The organism is Pseudoxanthomonas sp. LH2527 (genome assembly GCF_022539275.1).
Lineage (GTDB): Bacteria > Pseudomonadota > Gammaproteobacteria > Xanthomonadales > Xanthomonadaceae > Pseudoxanthomonas_A.
The window spans coordinates 46181-68694 of sequence record NZ_JAKZBW010000008.1; the positions used below are offsets into that span (position 1 = coordinate 46181).

Consider the following 22514-nt stretch of genomic DNA (forward strand, 5'->3'; position numbering starts at 1 on the left):
TTTTTTGCGCGTGTCATGCGGACCGTGGTTGTTCCCTTTTTGTAGAGCGGAGCTTGCTCCGCTGCTTTCCGGTCCTGTTGGCGGACGCAAGCCGAAAAAGCAAAAGCAGTCGAGCAAGCTCGACTCTACGGCGATCCCCCTGCCATCCGTCACCCTTGTCCTGACGGCGGGTAGCCCTCAGATCGGGGAGACATCCCTCCACGCAAGGTACCGACCGCATGAAGATCCAGGGCTTCCTCGACCATCTGCTGAAATCCTCCAGCGGCAATGGCAGCGTGCTGAACGCCGACTTCGGCAAGGGCGCGATCTCCGGCGGTGCGCTGGGCCTGCTGCTCGGCAAGAACAAGACCACCCGCAAGCTGGCCACGTATGGCGGCCTGGCGGCGATCGGGGTGATGGCGTATCGCGCTTACGGCGACTACAAGCAGCAACAGGGCGGGTTCGCCGCGGGCGCCACGCCGCAGACCGTGGATCGCCTGCCGCCGCCGCAGGTGGAACTTCACAGCCAGGCGATCCTGACGGCGCTGGTCGCGGCGGCGAAAGCCGATGGCCACATCGACGCGCGCGAGCGCGAGGTGATCGAAGGCGAATTCGCCCGCGTCGGTACCGATGGCGAGCTGCAACAGTGGCTGCATGCCGAACTGGAGAAGCCGCTGGATCCGGCCGAGGTCGCGCGTGCCGGCAGTACGCCGGAGATCGCGTCGGAAATGTATCTCGCCAGCCTGATGGTCGCCGACGAGCAGAGTTTCATGGAGCGCGCCTACCTGGATGAACTGGCCAAACAGTTGAAGCTGGATCCGTCGCTGAAGTCCCAGCTGGAACGCCAGCTGGCGCAGATGCAGACGCCTGCGTCGTCCTGATCCGCATGGGGCGACCGGCCGTGCGCCGCCTGCGGCGCCTCGCATGGACGATGCTGTCGCTGGCGGTGCTGGCCCTGCTGCTCGCCTGGGCGTGGGGCCAGCCCTTCATGGCGTCCCCGCGCATGCTGTGGGACATCTCGCGCGCATCGCCGCCGCGTGAACTGCCGGTGCCCGTGCAGGGCGTGCGGGCGCGGCAGATCGCCGACACCTTCGGCGCCCCCCGTGGCACCGACCGCACCCACCAGGGCGTGGACATCTTCGCCGCGCGCGGCACGCCCATCGCCAGCGCGACGCGCGGCATCGTGGTCTCGGTCCGCGACGGCGGGCTGGGCGGGAAACAGGTGTGGGTGCTGGGCCCTGGCCGCGAGCGTCACTACTACGCCCACCTGGACGACTGGGCGGCGGACCTGTCCACCGGGCAGGTGGTGCATCCCGGCGACGTGCTGGGTTACGTGGGTACCACCGGCAACGCGCAAGGCACGCCGCCGCATCTGCACTACGGCATCTACGGCGTGCAGGGCGCCTACGATCCGCTGCCGCTGTTCAAGGCGCACGCCGCCGCCCGCTGACTGAACCGCGGCGCCACCCGACGGAACAGTCCATCGCGGTGGCGGCCCTCGTTCCACCTGGGGCACGGGCCTATCTTGGAACTGTCCCCGCCGCGCCCTGCTCCGCCGCCATGCCCAATGATTCCCACCGCTACCGCATCACCGTAACGCCGATCGAACGCGACGGCCAGCCCTGCCAAGGCCGCTGCACCATCGAGTTCGAACACGCCTGCCACGACGACTGGATGCGCATCCTCGAGAACGTCCAGCGCCAGCGCGGCCTCACCGGCGACGAGCGCGCCGCGCTGGTTGTCGGCACCAAGCTGCTCAGTGGCCTGATGCTGGACCACCGCAAGGACGCCGACGACCTGTTCGCCCCGTTGCGGCCGCACATGGGCGAGTTCATCGCCTCGCTGAAGGCGCGCGGCCGCGACGCCGGCTGACATCGCGACGGGCGCACGCCAGCCTGTCGGCGATGAAAGTCCGCCACGCCGACGACGCCCGTGCACTCGAAGACATTCCCAACATCGGGCAGTCCATCGCCGGCGACCTGCGTGGCATCGGCATCGCCCACCCGCAGGACCTGCGCGGCCAGGATCCGTACGTGCTCTACCGGCGCGTGAACGAGACCACCGGCCAGCGCCACGATCCCTGCCTCTGCGACTGCTTCATCGCCGCCGTGCGCTTCATGGAAGGCAGCGGACCGGTGCCCTGGTGGCACTACACCGCCGAGCGCAAGCGACACTTCCTGCAGCAGCCTGCCGGTTAGCCCTTGGACAGGCAGCGCCGGCTAAGGTGCGGCGACCCGTCACGGAGCTTCCCATGCGTACACGCCGACGCTTCCTGGTCGCCGCCCTCGCCGGCACCGCCACCCTCGCCCTCGCCGGCTGCGAAACGCTCAACACCGTCACCGGTCTGCTGGGCAACCAGATCAACTTCACCCAGCCGCAGCTGCAGCGCTATCTCAACCAGAGTTTCCCCCGCGAGTTCGACAAGCTCGGCGGCCTAGTGTCGGCCACGCTGACCAATCCGCGGTTGAGCATTCCCTCCGGCGACGACCGGCTGCGCCTGGACTTCGACATCGGCGTCAGTGCGCTGGGCGCGCGCGACGTCAGCCGGGGGCACTTCGCGCTGGCCAGCCGCCTTCGCTACGACCCTGCCACCCGCGGCCTGCACCTGGACAACCCGGAGATCCTGTCGGTCGATGTTCCCGGCAGCGGCTCGCTGATGTCCGGCGGCACCCGCCAGCTGGTCAACACCGTGCTGGCCGAATACGCACGCAGCGAGCCGGTCTACCGGATCGACAACGACATCCTGCAGCGCCTGCCCGCCAGCAAGCGGATCGGCAGCACGCTGATCGAAGACGGCCGCGTGGTCATCCACCTGCAATGAGGTAGTCCGATGAAGACCCTGATCGCCCGCATCGCGTTGCTTTCCGCACTCCTGCTGCCGCCGGTCGCCATGGCCGACAGCGGCAGCGTGCTGCGCTTCGATGCCACCCAACTGCAGGCCGCCGCGCGCAGCGGCTTTCCGGTGGAGCACGCGCTGCTGGAAGGCTTCGCGTCCCTCACCCTGACCGACCCGCAGGTGCGCATTCCCGTGCCGGGCGAGCGCCTGCAGTTGCAGATGGACTACGACGTGATGCTGGCCAATGGCGACCGCCTGGAAAACGGCAACGTGGTGGTCAGCAGCGGCCTGCGCTACGACCCGGGCACGCGCGGCCTGCACCTGGTGGATCCGCAGCTGGAGCACGTGGGTACCGGCGCGGCCGGTCGCGGCCTGCCGGGCGGCTCACGCGAAGCGCTGCAGCAGTTGATCCGCGAGTACGCCAACACCCGGCCGCTGTACCGGCTGACCGACGAGGATCTGGCGCAGGTGCCGGGCACCCTGTCGGCCGAGTCGCTGCGGATCGATGACGGCCATGTGGAACTGCGGCTCGCCCCGGGCACCACGCCCTGACCCCGGGCGATACCGACGCGCCGTCCATGCGCGACGGCGACGGGCTCAGATCTCGAAGCGGTAACTCAGCTTGACCACCAGTTGTTCGTCGTCGCGCAGGCGCAGGCTGTCCTGCAGCAGGCCGTCCACGCCTTCGGTGCCGGTGCGCTGTTCGTAGCCGCCGCGGGCGTACACCACGTACAGGTAGGACAGCGGCGCCAGTTCGTAGCGGTAGCGGATCTGGAAGCCCAGGTTGCGCACGCTGAAGTCGTCCACGGCCTCGGTCGTCGCCACGGCGTGGCCGCGCGCATCGAAGCGCCACGCATCGTGCACGCGCGCATCCAGCGCGATGGCCTGCATCTTCACCCGCAGCTCGTGGCGCGGATCGATCACCCAGTCCAGGCCGGCATTGAGATCGACCTGGCGACGGGTGAACCCTCCCACCAGGTCTTCGCGCTGCCACACCAGCCAGTCCGGGGTGTAGATCGCGTAGCCGCCGGCGTAGACACTGAAGGCATCGCTGACGAAATACGTGGCGGTATACCCCAGGCCCGCGCCCGCCTTGCGGTTGCCCGCCAGGCCGCCGGTGAACGCCTCCAGCTCGGTCTCGTGCGCCCAGTTGCCCTTGCGCGGCCGCTCGTACTCGAAGTAGGTGTTGAAGTTCGCCGGCATCGTCACCACGCCGTTGCCGCGCAGCAGCGTGTCGTTCAGGCCGGCGCTGTTGACGTTGATCTGGGCGTACTCGTAGCTGCCGTTGCGCAACTGGCCTTCGCGGCTCATGCGGAACTGGTCGTTGAGCTTGTCGCCATGGTTGTTGTGGCTGCTGCTGACGCGCCAGCGCCAGTCCTTGGAGGAATAACGCGAGCCTTCCGGCAGGCCGGTGAAGCGCTTGCGCACTTCCCAGTGCAGGTAATTGGTGCTGTTGCGCGACAGGTAGCCGAAGTCGTTGAGCTGCAGGTCGTTGCCGAAGTGCATGGCGATCCATTGCTGGCGCCAGCCGTCGTCCATCTCGTAGTCGGCCCACAGCGTCGCGCCGATGTCGTCGGTGTCGGTGCCGGCCTGCACGATGCGGCTGCCCAGCAGGCGGGTGCGCACGTTCCAGCGCGCGGTCGGCCGCCAGTTGTGGTCCACGCCCAGCACGGTGGCGTCGCGGTCGCGCCAGGGATCGTCCACGCGGGTCAGCATCGCGCCGAGGTTCTGCTTCTCGAAATCGCGCACCAGCCGCAACGCGTGGTAGCTGCGTCCGGTCGCCCCGTCCTCATCGGCCGAGAACAGGCCGTAGTTCGCCTTGCCCAGGCTGCCGTTCAACTTCACCGCCGCGGTGATGTCGCCGGTGCTGCCCACGCGCCGGGTATACAGCTGCTGGCTGTCGTCCGACGGCGTGGTCAGCTCGAAGATGCCCTGGTTCTCGGTGAAGAACGGGCGCTTGTCGCTGATGAAGGTCTCGGTGGCGCTGAAGTTGACGACCAGGTCGTCGGCCTCGACCTGGCCGAAGTCCGGCTTCAGCGTGGCGGTCAGCTGGAAGCGGCCATTCGGCTTCCAGAACAGGTCGGCGCCAGCGTTGAGGTCGCCGCCGCTGCGGACGTTGTCGTACAGGCCCGACACGAACGGCGTGATGGCGAGCAGCGACTGGTCGAAGCGCGGCACCGTGACCGGGGCGAAATCCGACAGGAAGCGCGCACGCTCGAAGCTGGCCTGCGGCCACGCCATGCGCTCGCCGGTGGCGCCGATCACGCGCGCCAGGAACACCTTCAGGGTGCGCTGGCCATCGGTGCCGTCGCGCATCGGCGCGGTATGCCACGGAATGAGCAGCTCGACCGACCAGCCTTCTTCGTCCTCGCTGACCGCGTGGCGCCACTGGCCATCCCAGTCGCTGCTGAACTGGCTTTCATTGGTGATGATCTCGTCGGCGATGCCGCCGGTGGAACTGACAGTGAAGGCGTAGCCGGTGCGGCCGTCGCCGTCGAAGTCGATGAAGGCGTTGATGCGGTCGACCTGCGCGTCGAAGTCGCGCTGCACCTTCTGCCGCGTGCGCGGCACGCTGGCCGGATGGGTGGCGTGGAAGGCGATGGCCAGGCCGTCCGGGGTGGCCAGGATCCAGGCCTCGGTCGGCAGCGAGCCGGGCTCGCCGGTCAGCGGCTGGGTCTTGCGGAAGTCGGTGACGTGGCGCGCGCCCTGCCATTCGGCGGGATCGATGCGGCCGTCGATCTCGACGGCCTGGACGGCACTGCAGGGGATGGCCAGCGCGAGCGCGCAGGCGAGGCGGGAGAGGGTCATGGCAGGGGGTGGTGGTCCGGTGCGCGCAAGGTAGCGACGGAAATCACGGACCACACCTGCCTTCGGTCATTTCAACCTTCGGCGTTCCTGCGGCATCCGTGCCTGTGAAGGTGCGTCGCCGTCAGCGGCCTTTCTTGGGTTGCAGCATCGTACCGGTGCACTTCTTGCTGCCGCAACGGCAGGCCCAGACCTTCTTCAGGCGGGCAGTGTGCGGTTCGGCCAGCACGATGCCGTAGTTGTAGGTCAGTTCCTCGCCCGGCTTGATCGCGCGGATCGCCTCGATGAACACCTTGTCCTTCTTGCGGTTCTTGCCGTCGTGCTCCTCGATCACGGCTTCGCAGTTCGGGTCGCAGCTGTGGTTGATCCAGCGCGCCTTGTTGCCCTTGTGGTTCGCGTCGATGACGTATTCGTCGTTGAGCGTGAACAGGAAGGTGTGGCCGGAATCGACGTCGCCGGTGTCGTCGGCGTCCACTTCGTCATGCGTGCGGCGCTTGCCCTTGTACTCCACCACGCGCTCGCCCTTGCCGATCGGGGCGATGGCGAACACGCCGTTGCCGTGGATGTCGGATTGGCGGGCTTCGATCTTGCGGGGCATGCGGCGTCCAGGGCAGAGGTGAGGGCGCGATTCTCGCCCATGCGTGCGGGATTCCCAAATCCGCGCCTGAATCGCGGCCGACAACCGTATGGCCGGTCCGCGCGGGACGGCGCGTTCGATGGCGCATTCCCCTTGCACAACCGTTGCCATCATGCCGATCCGTTTCCTGATGCTCCCCGCCCTGGCGCTGCCCCTGGCGGCCTGCCAGCCCGAGTCGCCGCGCGCCGTCGCGGTGCTGCCCGCCCCGCAGGCATCCGATGCCGACCTGCTTGCGCGCGGCGAATACCTGGTGCGGATCGCCGGCTGCAACGACTGCCACACGCCGGGCTATGCGGAGTCCGGCGGCACCGTGTCGCGGGACACCTGGCTGGTCGGGTCGCCGATGGGCTTCCACGGCCCGTGGGGCACCACCTATCCCAGCAACCTGCGGCTGCGCATGCAGCAGCTGACCGAAGCGCAATGGATGGAATACAGCACCAACCTGCGCACGCGCCCGATGATGCCCGACTTCGCCGTGCGTGCGATGAGCGAGGACGACCGCCGCGCGATCTACCGCTTCGTGCATGCGCTGGGCGCGGCTGGCCAGGCCGCGCCCGAGGCTCTGCCGCCGGGCAAGACGCCGCCGATACCGTACATCGGCATGGTGTTGCCGCCCGCCGCGGAGGCGCCGGCCGCGAAGTGAGCGACCGGCGTTCGCCTCACGCCCACGGGAAGACGCGGCCGTTGAACATCCAGACCAGCCCCATCGCCAGGCCGAACACGGTCCAGAACAGCTGGCCCATGCCACGGAACAGCTTCACCGCCAGATAGATGCCGCCGATGGCCAGCAGCACGCGCCAGAGGAAGCGCTGGTCCAGGCCGCGGGTGGACGGGGCGGTGTCGGCGTGGCCGTGCATCGTGTTCATGAGGGGAATCCTTCGATAGGAGACTGTCCGGGAGTGGACGGGGCCCATCTTCCCGACCCGGGCGCCCCTGCATCAGTCGCAGCCGTCAGCCATCGCGGGTGACATCAGTCAGGCCCTACCGGAGCGGATGAACGGGGAAAACCGCGGGGTTTGAGCGCGGCGGCGCGAAAGCGTACAATTTCGGTACGTTTTCTGGACCTCCTTTCCCGATGCTCCGCGTCACCAAGCTCACCGACTACGCCACCGTGGTCCTGACCGTGCTCGCCGCCCGGCCGGGCGAGGTGCTCAGTGCGTCCGACCTGGCCGAACACTCCGGCCTGGAGACGCCCACCGTCAGCAAGGTGCTGAAGCCGCTGGCGCAGGCCGGCCTGGTGGAAGGCCTGCGCGGGGTGCATGGCGGCTACCGCCTGAGCCGCGGCGCGGCCGACATCACCCTGGTGGAGATCGTCGAGGCCATGGAAGGTCCGCTGGCCATGACCGAATGCAGCCAGAGCGAAAGCCAGTGCGGCATCGCCCAGAAATGCGGCGCGCGCGCTAACTGGCGGCTGATCAACGACGTGGTGGCCGACGCCCTGCGCGGCTTCACCCTCGCCCAGATGATCGCGCCGCCCCCCTCCTCTTCCGACGACGTGCGCAGGCGACCCATCGCCGTGCAGGTCGCGACCCGCTGAACCGCAGGCAGCCCGATGGCCACCGAAAACGCTGAAATCCTGGAACAGCTGGGACGTCGCTACGACGCCGGCTTCATCACCGACATCGAATCCGATTCGCTGCCGCCCGGCCTCGGCGAGGACGTCGTGCGCGCCCTGTCGGCGAAGAAGGAAGAGCCCGAATGGATGACCGAATGGCGCCTGGCGGCCTACCGCCACTGGCTGACCATGCCGGTGCCGCATTGGGCCAAGCTGAAGATCGCGCCGATCGACTTCCAGGCGATCAGCTATTACTCCGCGCCGAAGGCCAAGTACGCCTCGCTCGACGACGTGCCGCAGGAACTGCTGGACACGTACGACAAGCTGGGCGTGCCGCTGCACGAGCGCGCCAGGCTGGCCGGTGTGGCGGTGGACGCGGTGTTCGACTCCGTGTCCGTCGGCACCACGTTCCGCAAGGAACTGGCCGAGAAGGGCGTGATCTTCTGCTCGATGAGCGAAGCCATCAAGGAACATCCCGAACTGGTCAAGCAGTACCTGGGCAGCGTGGTGCCGGTCGGCGACAACTACTTCGCCGCGCTGAACTCGGCGGTGTTCTCGGATGGCAGCTTCGTGTTCATCCCCAAGGGCGTGCGCTGCCCGATGGAACTGAGCACTTACTTCCGCATCAACGCCGGCCACACCGGCCAGTTCGAGCGCACGCTGATCATCTGCGAGGACAAGGCCTACGTCTCGTACCTGGAAGGCTGCACCGCGCCGATGCGCGACGAGAACCAGCTGCACGCGGCGGTGGTCGAACTGGTCGCGCTGGAAGACGCCGAGATCAAGTACAGCACGGTGCAGAACTGGTACCCGGGCGACGAGGAAGGCCGTGGCGGCATCTACAACTTCGTCACCAAGCGCGCCGAGTGCCGCGGCGACCGCAGCAAGGTGACGTGGACGCAGGTGGAAACCGGCTCGGCGATCACCTGGAAGTATCCGAGCTGCGTGCTGCTGGGCGACGACTCGACCGGCGAGTTCCACTCGGTCGCGCTGACCCATCACCGCCAGCAGGCCGATACCGGCACCAAGATGATCCACGTGGGCAAGCGCACCAAGTCCAAGATCGTCAGCAAGGGCATCAGCGCCGGCCGCGGCCAGAACACTTACCGCGGCCTGGTGAAAGTGGACCGCAACGCCGACGGCGCGCGCAACCACACCCAGTGCGACAGCCTGCTGATCGGCAAGCAGTGTGGCGCGCACACCTTCCCCTACATCGAGGTGAAGAACCCGACGGCGACGCTGGAGCACGAGGCCACCACCTCCAAGATCAGCGACGACCAGATGTTCTACTGCCGCGCCCGCGGGATCAGCCAGGAAGACGCGGTATCGATGATCGTCGACGGCTTCTGCAAGCAAGTCTTCCGCGAGCTGCCGATGGAGTTCGCAGTGGAAGCGAAGAAGCTGCTGGAAGTGTCGCTGGAAGGCAGCGTCGGGTAACAGGCTTTCCCTTCTCCCGCCGGGAGAAGGTGGCGCGAAGCGCCGGATGAGGGTGCGGCGGAATCGGGATGGTTCACCGCCAACGATGCCGCAGGACCCTCACCCCCACCCCTCTCCCGCCGGGAGAGGGGCCAAAAAGAATCAAACGGAAACGAACATGCTAAAGATCGACAACCTCCACGCCAGCGTCGCCGGCAAGGACATCCTCAAAGGCCTTTCGCTGGAGGTGAAGCCCGGTGAAGTGCACGCCATCATGGGCCCCAACGGCGCCGGCAAGTCCACGCTGGGCAACATCCTGGCCGGCCGCGAGGGCTACGAGGTCACCGCCGGCACGGTGGAGTTCGAAGGCAAGCCCTTGCTGGATCTGGAACCGGAAGAACGCGCCGCCGCCGGCATGTTCCTCGCCTTCCAGTACCCGGTGGAGATTCCCGGCGTCAACAACACCTACTTCCTGCGCGCGGCGCTCAACGCCCAGCGCAAGGCGCGTGGCGAGGCCGAGCTGGATTCCATGCAGTTCCTCAAGCTGGTGCGCGACAAGCTGGCCGTGCTGCACCTGAAGGACGAACTTCTGCATCGCGGCGTCAACGAAGGCTTCAGCGGCGGCGAGAAGAAGCGCAACGAGATCTTCCAGCTGGCCGTGCTGGAGCCGAAGCTGGCGATCCTGGACGAAACCGACAGCGGCCTGGACATCGATGCGCTGAAGAACGTCGCCGATGGCGTCAATGCGCTGCGCTCGCCCGACCGCGCCTTCCTGGTCATCACCCATTACCAGCGCCTGCTCGACTACATCAAGCCGGACGTGGTGCACGTGCTGGCCGGCGGCCGCATCGTCGAGACCGGTGGCCCCGAACTGGCGCTGGAACTGGAACAGCACGGCTATGCGTGGATCAAGGACCGCGTGGCGCCGGAGAAGGTCGCCTGATGAGCGCGCTGCTGGATTCCCTGTCGACGGGCTTCACCGGCGACGCCGCGCGCCGCGCCATGCTGGACGAGGCACTGCGCGACGGCCTGCCCGGCCCGCGCACCGAAGCCTGGAAGTACACCTCCCTGCGCCAGCTCGAGCGCCGCAGCTTCCAGCCGGTCGATGCGCTGCCGTCGCTGGACCCGATGCTGCTGGCCGACATTCCCGCGCCGCGTGCGGTGTTCGTCAACGGTCGCTACTCGGTGGCGCTGTCGCTGACGACGGACCTGCCCGACGGCGTCAGCCTGCAACTGCTGTCCGAAGCGCTGGCCGAAGGCGGCGACGCCGCGCGTTTCCTGCAACGCCGCTTCGAGCGCAGCGACGAGGTGTTCGCCCGCCTCAACGCCGCGCTCGCTACCGAAGGCGTGCTGCTGCGCGCAGAACCGGGCGCTATCAGCGGGCAGCCGCTGCACCTGGTCTTCATCGGCGCCGATGGCGGCACGGACCGTGCCTGGCACCTGCGCAACCTGATCGAGCTGCGCGCCGGTGCGGCATTGACGGTGGTCGAGCACCATCTCGCCGTCGACACCCACGCCCACTTCATCAATGCCATGAGCCATGTGCACCTGGCCAAGGATGCGCGCCTGACCCACGCCCGCATCGAGGCCGGCAGCGACCGTGCCACCACATTCCTGCGCACCGATGCCGTGCTCGCCCGCGAAAGCGAATACCGGCGGGTGGATCTGGAACTCGGCGGCGCGCTCTCGCGGCATGAACTGAACGTCCGGCTGGAAGGCGACCATGCGCGCCTGGTCGCCAACGGCGTGCTGTTCGCGCACGGCCGGCGCCATGTCGACACGCGGCTGGGCATCGACCACATCGGTCGCGACACCGCCTGCGAACTGACCTGGCGCGGACTGGGCGCGGATCGTGGCCGCGCGGTGTTCCATGGCGGCATCCTCATCCGCGAGGGTGCCGACGGCACCGACGCCGCGCTGTCGAACAAGAACCTGCTGCTGTCGGCCAACGCCGAGATCGACACCCAGCCTGTGCTGGAGATCCATGCCGACGAGGTCAAGGCGGCGCACGGCGCCACCGTCGGCCAGCTCGATGCGACCGCGATGTTCTACCTGCGCTCGCGCGGCCTGCCGCAGGCGGACGCGCAGCAGTTGCTGACCGCGGCCTTCTGCCGCGAGCCCCTGTCCGCGATCGACGAGCCGGTGCTGCGCGAGTTGCTGGTATCCCGCGTGGATGCGGCCCTGGCGGCGCTGGGCGCGGCATGAACCACGAAGCCGTCCACGCACCGACCGCAAGCGCCATCGACTGGGCGCGCGTGCGTGCGGACTTCCCGCTGCTGACGCGACAGGTCAACGGCAAGCCGCTGGTCTATCTGGACAGCGCGAACACGGGGCAGAAGCCCGCGTCGGTCATCCAGGCCGTCGACGACTTCTATCGCCAGCACAACGCCAACGTCAGCCGCGCCGTGCACACGCTGGGGACGGAAGCGACCGAGGCCTACGAGGGCGCGCGCAAGACCCTGGCGCGCTTCCTCAACGTGCGGCCGGACGAACTGGTGCTGTGCAGCGGCACGACGTTCGCGATCAACCTGGTCGCGTATTCGTGGGCGCTGCCGCGACTGACGGCCGGCGACACGATCCTGGTGTCGCGCATGGAGCACCACGCCAACATCGTGCCATGGCAGCTGGTCGCGCAGCGCACCGGCGCGACCATCAAGGTTGCGGAGATCCACGCCGACGGCACGCTCGACCTGGATGCGCTGCACGCGGCGATGACCGGCAACGTGAAGCTGCTCGCCATCACCCACACCTCGAACGTGCTGGGTACGGTCAACCCGGTGCGCGAAATCTGCCGCGAGGCCCGCAGGCGCGGCATCGTCACGGTCGTGGACGGCTCGCAGGCCGTCCCGCACCGCACGGTCGACATCGCCGCGATCGGCTGCGACTTCTATGCGCTGACCGGCCACAAGATGTGCGGACCGACCGGCACCGGTGCGCTGTGGGCGCGGCGGGAACACCTGCAGGCCATGCCGCCCTTCATCGGTGGCGGCGAGATGATCAAGGAAGTCAGTTTCGACGGTACCTTGTTCAACGACGCGCCGCACAAGTTCGAGGCCGGCACGCCCAACATCGCCGGCTTCATCGGCCTGGGCGCGGCGGTGGAGTACCTGGACGCTCTGGGCATGGCGAACGTGGAAGCGCGCGAGGCCGACCTGCTGGCGCATGCCACCGAGGAGCTGGACCGGATCGACGGGCTGCGCATTTTCGGCCGCGCAGCGGACAAGGCGGCGGTGATCTCGTTCCTGATCGAAGGCGCGCACGCGCACGACCTGGCCACCCTGCTCGACCTGGACGGTGTCGCCGTCCGTTCCGGCCAGCATTGCGCGCATCCCCTGCTGCAGTTCTATGGCGTGGCCGCGACGCTGCGTGCGTCCTTCGCGTTCTACAACACGCACGAGGAAGTGGAGCACTTCGTCGCCGCGCTGAAGAAGGCTCGCCGGCTGCTGGCGTGAGGGGTGGGGTCTGCGGGAGCGGAATGCGTTGGGACGGCGTTTCCCACATGCCGTGAGGGGTTCCAGCGCCGGGGACGGCACGGTCGCGACTGACGTCGCTCCTACAACAGCGCGGGCTTCCGTAAAATGCCGGCATGGACAACCTCACCTTCCGCGCGGCGACCGACGCCGATATTCCCGCCCTGGTAACGCTGGTGACCTCCGCCTACCGGGGCGACGCCAGCAGGCAAGGCTGGACCACCGAAGCCGACCTGCTGGACGGCCAGCGTATCGATGCCGATGCGCTGTTGCGCGACATCGAGCGCCCGCGCAGCCGCATCGTGCTGGCGGAGCGCCAGGACGGACTGCTGGCCTGCGCGCATGTCGCCGAAGAGGATGGCGCCGGCTATTTCGGCATGTTCTCGGTCCGTCCCGACCTGCAGGGCGGCGGCGTCGGCAAGGCGCTGCTGGCCGAAGCCGAACGCGTCGCGCGCGAGGACTGGGGCCTGCCGGCCATGCGCATGACGGTGATCGACATCCGCGACGAACTGATCGCGTTCTACGAACGCCGCGGCTACGTGCGTACCGGCATCAAGAAGCCGTTCCCCTATGGCGACGAGCGCTACGGCATTCCCAGGCGCGACGACCTGCGCTTCGAGATCCTGGAAAAACCGCTGGCAGGAGCCGCCGCATGAGCGAGACCTGGACCTTCGTCTGCGCCACCGGCGAGCTGCTGCCCGGGGAAATGAAGACCGCCTTCGACGAGGTCACCGGCACGCCCATCGTGGTGGTCAACCACGACGGCGCGCTGTACGCCCTCGAAGACAAGTGCAGCCATGAGGATTTCGAGCTGTCGTCCGGCAGCTTCGACCCGGCGGACGCCAGCATCGAATGCGTGCTGCATGGTGCCCGCTTCGATGTCCGGGACGGACGCGCCCTGTGTGCGCCGGCCTATTCGCCGGTGGTGAAGTTTCCGACCAAGATCGAACACGGGGGTGTCTGGACCCGCGACGACCGCGACTGAGTCCGACCTGTAACGCCTTTGTTGTAATCGCAAATCATTCTCATTATCCTGTCGCACCGCTGCGACAGGCTGTCGCAGCCCGACCCGCCCGAGGCCCTGGTGCTGCGCGATACCGTCACTTTCACGTCCGTGTTCGCCAGCGTGCTGCTGGCGTGCCTGCTCGTGATCGTGGGTAGCGCACCGCAGGATTTCACCGGCACGGGCGAGCGGACGGGGACCCCCTCCTCGCTGCCGTCGCACAACAACGACCTGGCCGACCGGCTAGGCGACGTGCTCGAAACTGCCGCCGCCCTTGCGGAACAGTCGACGGAAAGCTTGCCCATGCCGGCGGAGTCCGAGGGCGATGAGGCCGCCATCGCCGCGGCCTCGGCGCCGGGATCATCGCAGGCACATGCTGTTGTCGATCGGCATACCGACGTCGCGCCATCGCGCGATATCCGACATCCGGGCCGCGGGCCACCCGCCGCCTGATCGCGCTGCGCGCACCGCGTCCGCCGGTGCCCGCCGCTGCCCCCCGATCCATGCGCCGAACGGCGCCGATCCGTTCCTGTCACCGCTCCCGCCAGCCTTCGCCACCGGGTGTTTCTTCTCCGCACCTGAGGATGCTCATGAACCTGCGCCACTCCCCGCTTGCCGCCGCCCTTCTGCTGGCCATCACCGCCCCCGCCCTCGCCGCTCCGGCCGGCGACGCCCCCGCCGACGCCGCCATGCAGGCCAAGGAACTCGATACCGTCGAAGTGCATGGCGAACGCGTGCAGAAGGCGAGCTCGCCCAAGTACACCGAAGCCCTGGTCGACACGCCGCAGACCATCACCGTGGTCACCAGCGAGGTGATGGCGCAGCAGAACCTGCTGGGCCTGCGCGACGTGCTCAGCACGCTGCCCGGCATCACCTTCGGTGCCGGCGAAGGCGGCGGCGGCTACGGCGACAGCATCAACCTGCGCGGCTTCAACGCCACCACCGACATCACCGTGGACGGGGTGCGCGACAGTGCGCAGTACACCCGCACGGACAATTTCAATCTCGAATCGATCGAGCTGATCAACGGCGCGAACTCGGCCATGTCGGGCGCCGGCTCGGTCGGCGGCAACATCAACCTGGTCAGCAAGTCCGCGCGCGAAGGCGACTTCAGCACCATGACGCTGGGCGCCGGCACGGACAGCTTCGGACGGGCCACGGTGGACAGCAACCACGACTTCGGCAACGGCCAGGCCCTGCGTGTGAACGCCATGGTCCACCGCAACGACGTGCCGGACCGCGATGTCGAGGAATACAAGCGCTGGGGCATCGCGCCCTCGTTCGCGATCGGCCTTGGCTCGGATACCCGCTTCACGCTCAGCTACCTGCACCAGCACGACGAAAACATCCCGGAGTACGGCCTGCCCTACTTCGCCGCCTACGGCGGCCTGCTGCCGGGGATCAGCCGCGACACCTACTTCGGCTACCGCAACATGGATACGCAGGAGATCGATGTCGACGTGCTGACGGGCGTGTTCGAGCACGACCTCAGCGATACCACCTCGCTGCGCAGCCTGGCCCGCTACCAGAAGGTGGACCAGTACGTGCTGGTCAATCCGACCCAGGGCACCTGGTGCCTCGACAGTGGTATCAACCCCGCCAACGGTCTGGCCTGTGGTGCGCCGGGAACCTACCAGCCCAGTGGCCCGCGCGGCACGACCCGCGACACCACCAACGGCCTGGCACTCAGCCAGACCGACCTGACCACGCGCTTCAACACCGGCAGCGTGGAGCATGCATTGGTCGCCGGCGTCTCGTTCATGCACGAGACCTATGAACTGGACAACGGCAACAGCCAGCGCAACGCCCACGCTACGGCCCCGGTCTATCCGGCGATGGACATCCACGATCCGGACAATGTCTATCGCGGACCGGTCAACTACGTGCGGACGGGCCACACGGACGGCACGCTGGACAACCAGGCGCTGTACGTATTCGACACGCTGAAGTTCAACCCGCAATGGGAGCTCGCGCTGGGCGCGCGTTACGAACACAACGAAGGCGATACCCGCACCATCAACTTCAGCACCGGCGCCATCGGCAACTTCGAGAACGAGGAGGACCTGTTCTCCTACCGTGCCGGGCTGCTGTTCAAGCCGGCGGAAAACGGCAGCATTTACCTGTCCTACGCCAACTCGAAGACGCCCTCCAAGGCTTCGGTCAACGGCGCCTGCACCGCGCAGACCTGCGAGGTGGACCCCGAAACCGCGGTCAACATCGAACTGGGCACCAAGTGGAACCTGCTGGAAGACCGGCTGGCGGTGACGGCGGCGCTGTTCCGCAACGAACGCCAGAACTACAAGGTGGCCGACCCCAACAACCCGGACAACCCGTCGGGCACGCAGCAGTTGGACGGTAAGGCACGCGTGGACGGCGTCGCGCTGGGCGTCGCGGGCAACCTCACACGCGCGTGGTCGATCTTCGCCAACTACACCTATCTGGACAGCGAAGTCCTGCAGAGCGTGTCGGATCGCGTACTGGAGGACACGGGCATCGACGCCCAGGCCGGCCATCCGCTGCCCAACACGCCCGAGCATTCGGCCAGCGCCTGGACGACGTATGCGCTGCAGGGCTGGACGTTCGGCTACGGCGTCACCTACCAGGGCGACTTCTACACCGCGAGCGCGGCGAATGCGCCACGCGTGAAGAGCTACACCATGCACCGGGCGATGGCGGGCTACCAGTTCAATGCGCGCTTCGGATTGCAGTTGAACATCGACAACCTGTTCGACAAGCAGTACTTCACCCGGGTGCGCAACAACGGCTGGGCGACGCCCGGCGCGGCGCGCTCGGCCGTGCTGACGGCCACGTTCAAGTTCTGAGCCGCGCGATGCCGTAGTTCCCCTCCGCCCCGCCCGTGCACAATGGGCGGGGCATTTTCGTTGCGAGGTCAACCTCCATGCTGCTGGCGATTCCCGATGTCCTCACGCCTGCCCAGGTCGCGCAGGCCCGCGCGCTGCTGGACGCGGCCGACTGGGCCGATGGCCGCATCACCGCCGGATACCAGTCGGCCAAGGCCAAGGACAACGCGCAGCTGTCGGAGGATTCGCCCGCCGCGCGCGATGTCGGCGCACTGATCCTCGACGCGCTTTCGCGCAACAGCACCTTCTTCTCCGCAGCGCTGCCGAAGCGGATTTATCCACCGCTCTTCAATCGCTACAGCGGCGGCCAGTCCTTCGGCTACCACGTGGACAACGCCATCCGTTACGACCGCAGCCGCGGCGGGGTGGATCCCGTGCGGACCGACCTATCAGCGACGATGTTCCTCAGCGCTCCCGACGAGTACGACGGCGGCGAGCTGATCATCGAGGACACCTTCGGCACCCAGAGCGTGAAGCTGCCTGCCGGCCACATGGTGCTGTACCCGGGCACCAGCCTGCACCGGGTCACGCCGGTGACGCGCGGGGCGCGGGTGGCGTCGTTTTTCTGGATGCAGAGCATGGTCCGCGACGACGGACAGCGACGCCTGATGTTCGAGCTGGACGTGTCGATCCGGCGCTTGACCGCGGATCTCCCCGATCACCCCGCGCTGGTGCAGCTGACCGGGGTCTATCACAACCTGCTGAGGCAATGGGCCGAGACCTGAGCCGGCCTGCGATGGCGACAAACAAGATTCAACCTTGTTTGCATTTGATAAGTATTCTCATTTAAGATGTTCCCCGTTCGGTGCGCCATCCAAGGCGCATCGCCGGGGAAACACGTGATCCACGCCATGCCAGCCAACGTCCGTCAGACCTGCGCGCCGCGCGGCAAGGCCGTGCGCTGGTACCGGATGCCGCTCATCCTGGCGTTGATGGTCTTCTGCGGTGCGCTTGGATTCGCCAGCGCCGGTCCAAGGACAAACGGCCTGACCGCCGCTGCAGTCGAAACCTCTGCTTCGCTGATGACCGACGCACGGGACGGCGACCCGCCGCATCAGGCGCGTCATCGCGAACTGCACCTGAAGAAGCCCCGTCTCAGCACGCTGCAGGTCCGCACCCGCTTGACCTCGCCGATGTGCGCGCCGCCCGCCTTCCCGGCCGACGACTTCCACGTCGTCGCGGCGAACGGTGCCGGTTCTCGCCCGTTCGCCATCCTGGACGCCGCGCACGTCCATCGCACCGATCCTGCGCTCCGCCTGCATCCCGGCCAGGCGCCGCCGCACGCCGGCTGAAGACCACGGACCTGCGTTCGGCACCGTCCGCTCAATCGTTCCCGCTGTTCCCGGACCCATCGCTGCCTGCGGTGCGCCCTCTCCCCATCCCCCTCCGATGATTGCCATGAAGACCTCTTGCAGCTCCCTGCAGGCGCCGCTGCGCCGCAACCGCCTTGCCCTCGCCCTTGTCGTCCTGGTCTCCGCGCCCGCGCTGGCCCAGCCTGCGCCGGACGGCGCGGCGGATGCCACCGATCTCGACACCGTCGTCGTCACCGCCTCGGGCTTCGAACAGAAGATCACCGACGCACCGGCGAGCATCAGCGTGGTCACCGCGGAAGAGTTGCGTCAGCGCCCCTACATCACGCTGATCGATGCCGTGCGCGACCTGGAAGGCGTGGATGTCGGCGAGACCTCGGACAAGACCGGGCAGAAGACCATCAGCATCCGCGGCATGGGCCCGGACTACACGCTGATCCTCATCGACGGCAAGCGCCAGAACAACCACGGCGACATCTATCCCAACTCGTTCGGCGGCAACCAGTTCAACCACATCCCGCCGCTGGACATGATCCAGCGCATCGAAGTCATCCGCGGCCCTGCGTCCACGCTGTACGGCGCCGACGCGCTGGGTGGCGTGATCAACATCATCACCCGCAAGGTCTCCGACCGCTGGCGCGGTTCGGCCACGCTGGGCCATGGCATCCAGGAGAACAGCGACTTCGGCAGCGACAGCACGTTCGATTTCGCGCTGATGGGCCCGCTGGTGAAGGATCGCCTGGGCCTGGGCGTGCGTGGCTCCTGGTACGAACGCAATGCGTCGACGCCCGAGTACGAGGCGATCACCGCGCCGGACGGCACCGTATTCGAGCGCGCACTGGGCTTCGGCGGCGGCGGCAAGACGGTGGACAACACCAACAAGAGTGCGGGCGTCACCCTGAGCTGGACGCCGACGGACAACCAGAGCGTGCTCTTCGATTACGACACCTCCGAACAGGTGTACGACAACACGCCGTACATCAACAACCTGGGCAGCGAGACCTATCCGCTGGGCACCGTGGATGGCCTGGCGGGCATCTGGCGCGCGGCCCCGCAGGTCGGTTACGCCGCCGACCAGGAGTTCACCCGCGACCAGTGGTCGGTCACCCACAACGGCCAATGGGCCTTCGGCGACAGCTTCGTCTCGCTGGCGCACATCGATACCGGCAACCATGGCCGCACGCTGCCGTTCACCGTCGCCGAGCGACTGCTGCACCAGCAGATCTTCCGCGGCACGGGCGCGTACACGGGCCTGAGCGTCGCCGAGCGACAGGCCATTGCGGTGTCCACGTTCCTGCCGCGGCCGAAACGCACGATGGAAAGCAGCCAGTACACGCTGGATGCGAAAGTGGACTTCGCCATCGGCGAGGCGCACCGCTTCATCGTCGGCGGTCAGGTGATCGACGGCGAGCTGGAAGACGGCGTGTTCGGCTTGGAAGGCGGCGGCGATGGCGGCGGCACCGTACAGCACCACAAAATGTGGTCGCTGTTCGCCGAGGACAACTGGAATCCGCTGGAGGCGCTGACCATCACGCTGGGCCTGCGCCATGACGACCACAACGTGTTCGGCGGCCAACTCAGTCCGCGTGCCTACGCGGTCTGGGACGTCAGCGAGGCGTGGACACTGAAGGGCGGCATCAGCACCGGCTTCAAGACGCCCAAGACCACCGACCTGTACGACGGCATCACCGGTTTCGGCGGCCAGGGCACCACGCCCTTCGTCGGCAACCCGGATTTGCAGCCGGAGACCAGCGTCAACAGCGAGATCGCGCTGTACTGGACCTCGCCGGACGACGCGCACAACATCAACGTCACGGTGTTCCGCAACGACTTCGACGACAAGATCGCGCGCGGCGAGACCAGCCTGAGTTGCGAGCAGACCGGCGGCGTGCGCCCCTGCGCCAACCTGGGCGACTACGCGCTGCTGGGTTACACCACCTACGCGCAGAACATCAACATCGACGAAGTCCGCATCCAGGGTGCGGAAGTCGCGGGTCGCTGGGGCATCACGCAGACCCTGTCGCTGCGCGCCAACTACACCTTCACCGACAGCGAGCAGCTGAGCGGCGCGCAGAAGGGCCTGCCCCTGACCAACACCGCCCGCCACATGGCCAATGCCAGCCTCAACTGGCAGGCGACGGATACCTTCAGCCTGCAGCTGCTGGCGGAAGCCCGTTCCAAGCGCTACCGCGACACGATCAACGGCGTGCGCCGCGACTACCAGGACTACACCGTGCTGCATCTCGGCGCGCAGTACCGCTTCAACGAGCACATCTCGGTCTCGGGCCGCATCAACAACCTGCTGGATGAGGACTTCACCACGTTCCAGACGGTCTTCACCGACCTCAACAACGACGGCATCTACACCACCAACGAGGTGTCGTACCTGGACGACTACAACAACAAGGACAAGTCGCGGAACCTGTGGCTGAGCCTCAACGTCAACTTCTGACGTCGGCAACCGTTCCCCTCCTGCACCGGAGGGGAACGCCCGCTTAATTGAGAGCCATTCTCATCTGTGATGTAATGGCGACCCGCATCATCCCGCTTAGAGACCGCCGTTGTCCCCTTCCGCCTCCCCTGCCCTCCAGCAACAACGCCGCGGCTTCTGGCTGCGCACGTTGCACCAGTGGCACTGGATCAGTTCGGCGGTCTGCCTGATCGGCATGCTGCTGTTCGCGATCACCGGGATCACGCTGAACCACGCCGCAAAGATCGAGGCCACGCCTGAAGTGACCAACCGGACGGCCACGGTACCCGCCGCCGTGCTGGCCACCCTGGGCGACCGCCAGGAGGGCAATGCGCCGCTGCCGGCCCCGGTGGCGGACTGGCTGGAACAGGCGTTGTCGGTTTCCGTGGGCTCGCGACCGGCGGAGTGGTCCGACCTTGAGCTGTACGTCTCGATGCCTGGGCCCGGCAGCGACGCCTGGCTGAGCATCGATCGCGAAACCGGCGCGGTCGAATACGAAAAGACCCGCCGCGGCTGGATCTCGTACTTCAACGACCTGCACAAGGGCCGCAACGCCGGCCCGGCGTGGGGCTGGTTCCTCGACATCTTCGCCGTGGCCTGCCTGGTGTTCTGCATCACCGGCCTGTTCCTGCTCTACCTGCACGGCCGCCAGCGCAGCATGACCTGGCCGATGGTCGGCCTGGGCCTGCTGGTGCCGCTGCTGATCGCCCTCCTTTTCATCCACTGATCCCTTTCACGAACCGCGAGTGACCGCATGTCGAAGATCGCCGTCCACACCACGCTGACCATCGCGCTCAGCGGCCTGCTGGCCACGCCGGCCTATGCCGCCACGCTGGACATCAACGTCGAGGTGCCCAAGCTCAACGTGGCCGAATACCACCGCCCCTATGTCGCGGTGTGGATCGAAGGCGCTGACCAGAAGGTCGCGGCCAACCTCTCCGTCTGGTACCAGCAGACCAGCAATGCCGAAGGCCACGGCACCAAGTGGCTGCCCGACATGCGCCAGTGGTGGCGCAAGTCCGGCCGCTCGCTGCAGGTGCCGGTGGACGGCGTCACCGGCCCCACCAAGCCGGTCGGCAAGCATGCGCTGAGCTTCAGCGACAGGCAGCACCTGGCCAAGCTGGCACCGGGTCAGTACACGCTGGTCGTGGAAGCCGCGCGCGAAGTCGGTGGCCGTGAACTGCTGAAGATTCCCTTCACCTGGCCCGCCAAGGGCGCGCCGCAGTCGGCCAAGGCACAGGGCAGCACCGAACTCGGTGCCGTCACGCTGACCGTCAAGCCCTGATCCTCTTCCCCCTGTCCCGCTGGAGATTCCGATGAAGCGTTCCCTCGCCGTAGCCATCGCCCTGGCCTCCGCCATCCCCGCCACCGCGCTGGCGCACAAGGCGTGGCTGCAGCCGTCGCAGACCGTCATCGCCGGCACCAACCCGTGGATCACGGTGGACGCCGCCGTGTCCAACGACCTGTTCTACTTCAACCACGTGCCGCTGCGCACCGAAGGCCTGGCGATCACGGCACCGGACGGCAGCGCCGCGGACGCGCAGAACGTGGCGACGGGCAAGTACCGCACCGTGTTCGATATCGAACTGAAGCAGCAGGGCACCTACCGCATCGCCACGGTCAACAAGGGCCTGATGGTTCGCTGGGAAGGCGCCGACGGCAAACCCGGCGGACTGCGCGGCGCCAAGCCGGAAGACCTGGCGACCAACGTGCCGAAGGATGCGAAGAACCTGCAGGTGTCGCAGTCGGTCGGCCGCATCGAGACCTTCGTCACCAACGGCGCACCGAACGACACCGCGCTGAAGGCCACCGGCGAGGGCATCGAACTGATGCCGGTGACGCACCCCAACGATCTGTTCGCCGGTGAGGCGGCGACGTTCCGCATGCTGATCGACGGCAAGCCCGCCGCCGGACTGGAATTCGAGATCACCCGCGGCGGCACGCGCTATCGCAACGCGCAGGAAGAGATCAAGGTCACCACCGATGCCCAGGGCGAGTTCAGCGTGACCTGGCCGGAAGCGGGCATGTACTGGCTGGAAACCGGCACGCAGGACGACAAGACCAGCGTGCCGCAAGCCAAGCAGCGCCGTCTGAGCTATGTGGCCACGCTGGAAGTGCTGCCGCAGTAAGACCGCATCGTGCCGCCGGATGCGGATCCGGCGGCATGCATCG

Annotated in this window: 25 protein-coding genes; 22 read left to right on the plus strand and 3 right to left on the minus strand. The window is 67.4% G+C overall.

Going from position 1 to position 22514, the window contains the following annotated elements:
* The first annotated feature begins 218 nt into the window (after positions 1-218).
* From MMG85_RS06415 to MMG85_RS06440, 6 genes are all read left to right on the plus strand, one after another.
* The gene (locus MMG85_RS06415) at positions 219-860 is read left to right on the plus strand and encodes a tellurite resistance TerB family protein (protein WP_241045284.1); all 642 of its coding nucleotides are present in this window, start codon (positions 219-221) and stop codon (positions 858-860) included.
* 5 nt (positions 861-865) lie between these two features.
* On the plus strand, positions 866-1429 hold the full coding sequence (locus MMG85_RS06420; protein WP_241045285.1) for a M23 family metallopeptidase: 564 nt from the start codon (positions 866-868) through the stop codon (positions 1427-1429).
* Between the two features lie 110 nt (positions 1430-1539).
* Positions 1540-1851, plus strand: a complete 312-nt coding sequence (locus MMG85_RS06425) for a DUF3861 domain-containing protein (protein ID WP_241045286.1) — start codon at positions 1540-1542, stop codon at positions 1849-1851.
* Between the two features lie 32 nt (positions 1852-1883).
* Positions 1884-2177: a helix-hairpin-helix domain-containing protein gene (locus tag MMG85_RS06430; protein ID WP_241045287.1), complete on the plus strand. Its 294-nt coding sequence runs from the start codon at positions 1884-1886 to the stop codon at positions 2175-2177.
* A 53-nt stretch (positions 2178-2230) separates the two neighbouring features.
* Positions 2231-2800 (plus strand): DUF1439 domain-containing protein, encoded by a 570-nt coding sequence (locus MMG85_RS06435; RefSeq protein WP_241045288.1) that lies wholly within the window; start codon positions 2231-2233, stop codon positions 2798-2800.
* 9 nt (positions 2801-2809) lie between these two features.
* Complete coding sequence (locus MMG85_RS06440) at positions 2810-3367, plus strand: DUF1439 domain-containing protein (protein ID WP_241045289.1); 558 nt, start codon at positions 2810-2812, stop codon at positions 3365-3367.
* Between the two features lie 45 nt (positions 3368-3412).
* Here the strand turns inward: MMG85_RS06440 and MMG85_RS06445 are convergent, their stop codons facing one another.
* Both MMG85_RS06445 and MMG85_RS06450 read right to left on the minus strand, forming a co-directional pair.
* Complete coding sequence (locus tag MMG85_RS06445) at positions 3413-5623, minus strand: DUF5916 domain-containing protein (protein WP_241045290.1); 2211 nt, start codon at positions 5621-5623, stop codon at positions 3413-3415.
* 121 nt (positions 5624-5744) lie between these two features.
* Complete coding sequence (locus MMG85_RS06450; RefSeq protein WP_055936275.1) at positions 5745-6218, minus strand: SET domain-containing protein-lysine N-methyltransferase; 474 nt, start codon at positions 6216-6218, stop codon at positions 5745-5747.
* Positions 6219-6369: 151 nt separating this feature from the next.
* Here MMG85_RS06450 and MMG85_RS06455 point away from each other — a divergent pair, with 151 nt between their 5' ends.
* Positions 6370-6900, plus strand: a complete 531-nt coding sequence (locus MMG85_RS06455) for a cytochrome C (RefSeq protein ID WP_241045291.1) — start codon at positions 6370-6372, stop codon at positions 6898-6900.
* A gap of 16 nt (positions 6901-6916) precedes the next feature.
* Here MMG85_RS06455 and MMG85_RS06460 read toward each other — a convergent pair whose 3' ends face one another.
* Positions 6917-7123: a hypothetical protein gene (locus tag MMG85_RS06460; RefSeq protein WP_241045292.1), complete on the minus strand. Its 207-nt coding sequence runs from the start codon at positions 7121-7123 to the stop codon at positions 6917-6919.
* 209 nt (positions 7124-7332) lie between these two features.
* Between MMG85_RS06460 and MMG85_RS06465 the strand changes: the two genes are divergently transcribed.
* The 15 genes from MMG85_RS06465 (at position 7333) to MMG85_RS06535 (ending at position 22471) form a co-directional block, all read left to right on the plus strand.
* Complete coding sequence (locus MMG85_RS06465; protein WP_241045293.1) at positions 7333-7794, plus strand: SUF system Fe-S cluster assembly regulator; 462 nt, start codon at positions 7333-7335, stop codon at positions 7792-7794.
* A gap of 15 nt (positions 7795-7809) precedes the next feature.
* A complete protein-coding gene (gene sufB / locus MMG85_RS06470) occupies positions 7810-9249 on the plus strand; it encodes a Fe-S cluster assembly protein SufB (RefSeq protein ID WP_241045294.1) in 1440 nt (479 codons plus the stop codon).
* A 157-nt stretch (positions 9250-9406) separates the two neighbouring features.
* Positions 9407-10171: a Fe-S cluster assembly ATPase SufC gene (gene sufC / locus MMG85_RS06475; protein WP_241045295.1), complete on the plus strand. Its 765-nt coding sequence runs from the start codon at positions 9407-9409 to the stop codon at positions 10169-10171.
* Positions 10171-11433, plus strand: coding sequence for a Fe-S cluster assembly protein SufD (sufD, locus tag MMG85_RS06480; protein WP_241045296.1), 1263 nt, complete (start codon positions 10171-10173; stop codon positions 11431-11433). Before sufC ends, sufD begins: the two co-directional genes overlap by 1 nt.
* On the plus strand, positions 11430-12680 hold the full coding sequence (locus MMG85_RS06485) for a cysteine desulfurase (protein WP_241045297.1): 1251 nt from the start codon (positions 11430-11432) through the stop codon (positions 12678-12680). The genes sufD and MMG85_RS06485 overlap by 4 nt, the downstream gene beginning before the upstream one ends.
* A 134-nt stretch (positions 12681-12814) precedes the next feature.
* Positions 12815-13354 (plus strand): GNAT family N-acetyltransferase, encoded by a 540-nt coding sequence (locus MMG85_RS06490; RefSeq protein WP_241045298.1) that lies wholly within the window; start codon positions 12815-12817, stop codon positions 13352-13354.
* A complete protein-coding gene (locus tag MMG85_RS06495) occupies positions 13351-13683 on the plus strand; it encodes a non-heme iron oxygenase ferredoxin subunit (protein WP_241045299.1) in 333 nt (110 codons plus the stop codon). Before MMG85_RS06490 ends, MMG85_RS06495 begins: the two co-directional genes overlap by 4 nt.
* Positions 13684-13782: 99 nt before the next feature.
* The gene (locus MMG85_RS06500; protein WP_241045300.1) at positions 13783-14154 is read left to right on the plus strand and encodes a hypothetical protein; all 372 of its coding nucleotides are present in this window, start codon (positions 13783-13785) and stop codon (positions 14152-14154) included.
* Between the two features lie 137 nt (positions 14155-14291).
* Entirely contained in the window at positions 14292-16523 is a 2232-nt protein-coding gene (locus MMG85_RS06505) for a TonB-dependent siderophore receptor (protein ID WP_241045301.1), read from the plus strand.
* Positions 16524-16600: 77 nt separating this feature from the next.
* The gene (locus MMG85_RS06510; protein WP_241045302.1) at positions 16601-17287 is read left to right on the plus strand and encodes a Fe2+-dependent dioxygenase; all 687 of its coding nucleotides are present in this window, start codon (positions 16601-16603) and stop codon (positions 17285-17287) included.
* Positions 17288-17413: 126 nt separating this feature from the next.
* The gene (locus tag MMG85_RS06515; RefSeq protein WP_241045303.1) at positions 17414-17854 is read left to right on the plus strand and encodes a hypothetical protein; all 441 of its coding nucleotides are present in this window, start codon (positions 17414-17416) and stop codon (positions 17852-17854) included.
* Positions 17855-17960: 106 nt separating this feature from the next.
* Complete coding sequence (locus tag MMG85_RS06520) at positions 17961-20324, plus strand: TonB-dependent receptor (RefSeq protein WP_241045304.1); 2364 nt, start codon at positions 17961-17963, stop codon at positions 20322-20324.
* 109 nt (positions 20325-20433) lie between these two features.
* Complete coding sequence (locus tag MMG85_RS06525; protein WP_241045305.1) at positions 20434-21069, plus strand: PepSY-associated TM helix domain-containing protein; 636 nt, start codon at positions 20434-20436, stop codon at positions 21067-21069.
* A gap of 27 nt (positions 21070-21096) precedes the next feature.
* On the plus strand, positions 21097-21627 hold the full coding sequence (locus MMG85_RS06530) for a DUF2271 domain-containing protein (protein WP_241045306.1): 531 nt from the start codon (positions 21097-21099) through the stop codon (positions 21625-21627).
* A gap of 31 nt (positions 21628-21658) precedes the next feature.
* Complete coding sequence (locus MMG85_RS06535) at positions 21659-22471, plus strand: DUF4198 domain-containing protein (RefSeq protein WP_241045307.1); 813 nt, start codon at positions 21659-21661, stop codon at positions 22469-22471.
* Positions 22472-22514: the final 43 nt, after the last annotated feature.

Excerpts from the sequence above, each read along its gene's own strand:
- MMG85_RS06415 (WP_241045284.1), top strand. The coding sequence starts at position 219 with ATGAAGATCCAGGGCTTCCTCGACCATCTGCTGAAATCCTCCAGCGGC.
- MMG85_RS06420 (WP_241045285.1), top strand. The coding sequence starts at position 866 with ATGGGGCGACCGGCCGTGCGCCGCCTGCGGCGCCTCGCATGGACGATG.
- MMG85_RS06425 (WP_241045286.1), top strand. The coding sequence starts at position 1,540 with ATGCCCAATGATTCCCACCGCTACCGCATCACCGTAACGCCGATCGAA.
- MMG85_RS06430 (WP_241045287.1), top strand. The coding sequence starts at position 1,884 with ATGAAAGTCCGCCACGCCGACGACGCCCGTGCACTCGAAGACATTCCC.
- MMG85_RS06435 (WP_241045288.1), top strand. The coding sequence starts at position 2,231 with ATGCGTACACGCCGACGCTTCCTGGTCGCCGCCCTCGCCGGCACCGCC.
- MMG85_RS06440 (WP_241045289.1), top strand. The coding sequence starts at position 2,810 with ATGAAGACCCTGATCGCCCGCATCGCGTTGCTTTCCGCACTCCTGCTG.
- MMG85_RS06445 (WP_241045290.1), bottom strand. The coding sequence starts at position 5,623 with ATGACCCTCTCCCGCCTCGCCTGCGCGCTCGCGCTGGCCATCCCCTGC.
- MMG85_RS06450 (WP_055936275.1), bottom strand. The coding sequence starts at position 6,218 with ATGCCCCGCAAGATCGAAGCCCGCCAATCCGACATCCACGGCAACGGC.
- MMG85_RS06455 (WP_241045291.1), top strand. The coding sequence starts at position 6,370 with ATGCCGATCCGTTTCCTGATGCTCCCCGCCCTGGCGCTGCCCCTGGCG.
- MMG85_RS06460 (WP_241045292.1), bottom strand. The coding sequence starts at position 7,123 with ATGAACACGATGCACGGCCACGCCGACACCGCCCCGTCCACCCGCGGC.
- MMG85_RS06465 (WP_241045293.1), top strand. The coding sequence starts at position 7,333 with ATGCTCCGCGTCACCAAGCTCACCGACTACGCCACCGTGGTCCTGACC.
- sufB (WP_241045294.1), top strand. The coding sequence starts at position 7,810 with ATGGCCACCGAAAACGCTGAAATCCTGGAACAGCTGGGACGTCGCTAC.
- sufC (WP_241045295.1), top strand. The coding sequence starts at position 9,407 with ATGCTAAAGATCGACAACCTCCACGCCAGCGTCGCCGGCAAGGACATC.
- sufD (WP_241045296.1), top strand. The coding sequence starts at position 10,171 with ATGAGCGCGCTGCTGGATTCCCTGTCGACGGGCTTCACCGGCGACGCC.
- MMG85_RS06485 (WP_241045297.1), top strand. The coding sequence starts at position 11,430 with ATGAACCACGAAGCCGTCCACGCACCGACCGCAAGCGCCATCGACTGG.
- MMG85_RS06490 (WP_241045298.1), top strand. The coding sequence starts at position 12,815 with ATGGACAACCTCACCTTCCGCGCGGCGACCGACGCCGATATTCCCGCC.
- MMG85_RS06495 (WP_241045299.1), top strand. The coding sequence starts at position 13,351 with ATGAGCGAGACCTGGACCTTCGTCTGCGCCACCGGCGAGCTGCTGCCC.
- MMG85_RS06505 (WP_241045301.1), top strand. The coding sequence starts at position 14,292 with ATGAACCTGCGCCACTCCCCGCTTGCCGCCGCCCTTCTGCTGGCCATC.
- MMG85_RS06510 (WP_241045302.1), top strand. The coding sequence starts at position 16,601 with ATGCTGCTGGCGATTCCCGATGTCCTCACGCCTGCCCAGGTCGCGCAG.
- MMG85_RS06515 (WP_241045303.1), top strand. The coding sequence starts at position 17,414 with ATGCCAGCCAACGTCCGTCAGACCTGCGCGCCGCGCGGCAAGGCCGTG.
- MMG85_RS06520 (WP_241045304.1), top strand. The coding sequence starts at position 17,961 with ATGAAGACCTCTTGCAGCTCCCTGCAGGCGCCGCTGCGCCGCAACCGC.
- MMG85_RS06530 (WP_241045306.1), top strand. The coding sequence starts at position 21,097 with ATGTCGAAGATCGCCGTCCACACCACGCTGACCATCGCGCTCAGCGGC.
- MMG85_RS06535 (WP_241045307.1), top strand. The coding sequence starts at position 21,659 with ATGAAGCGTTCCCTCGCCGTAGCCATCGCCCTGGCCTCCGCCATCCCC.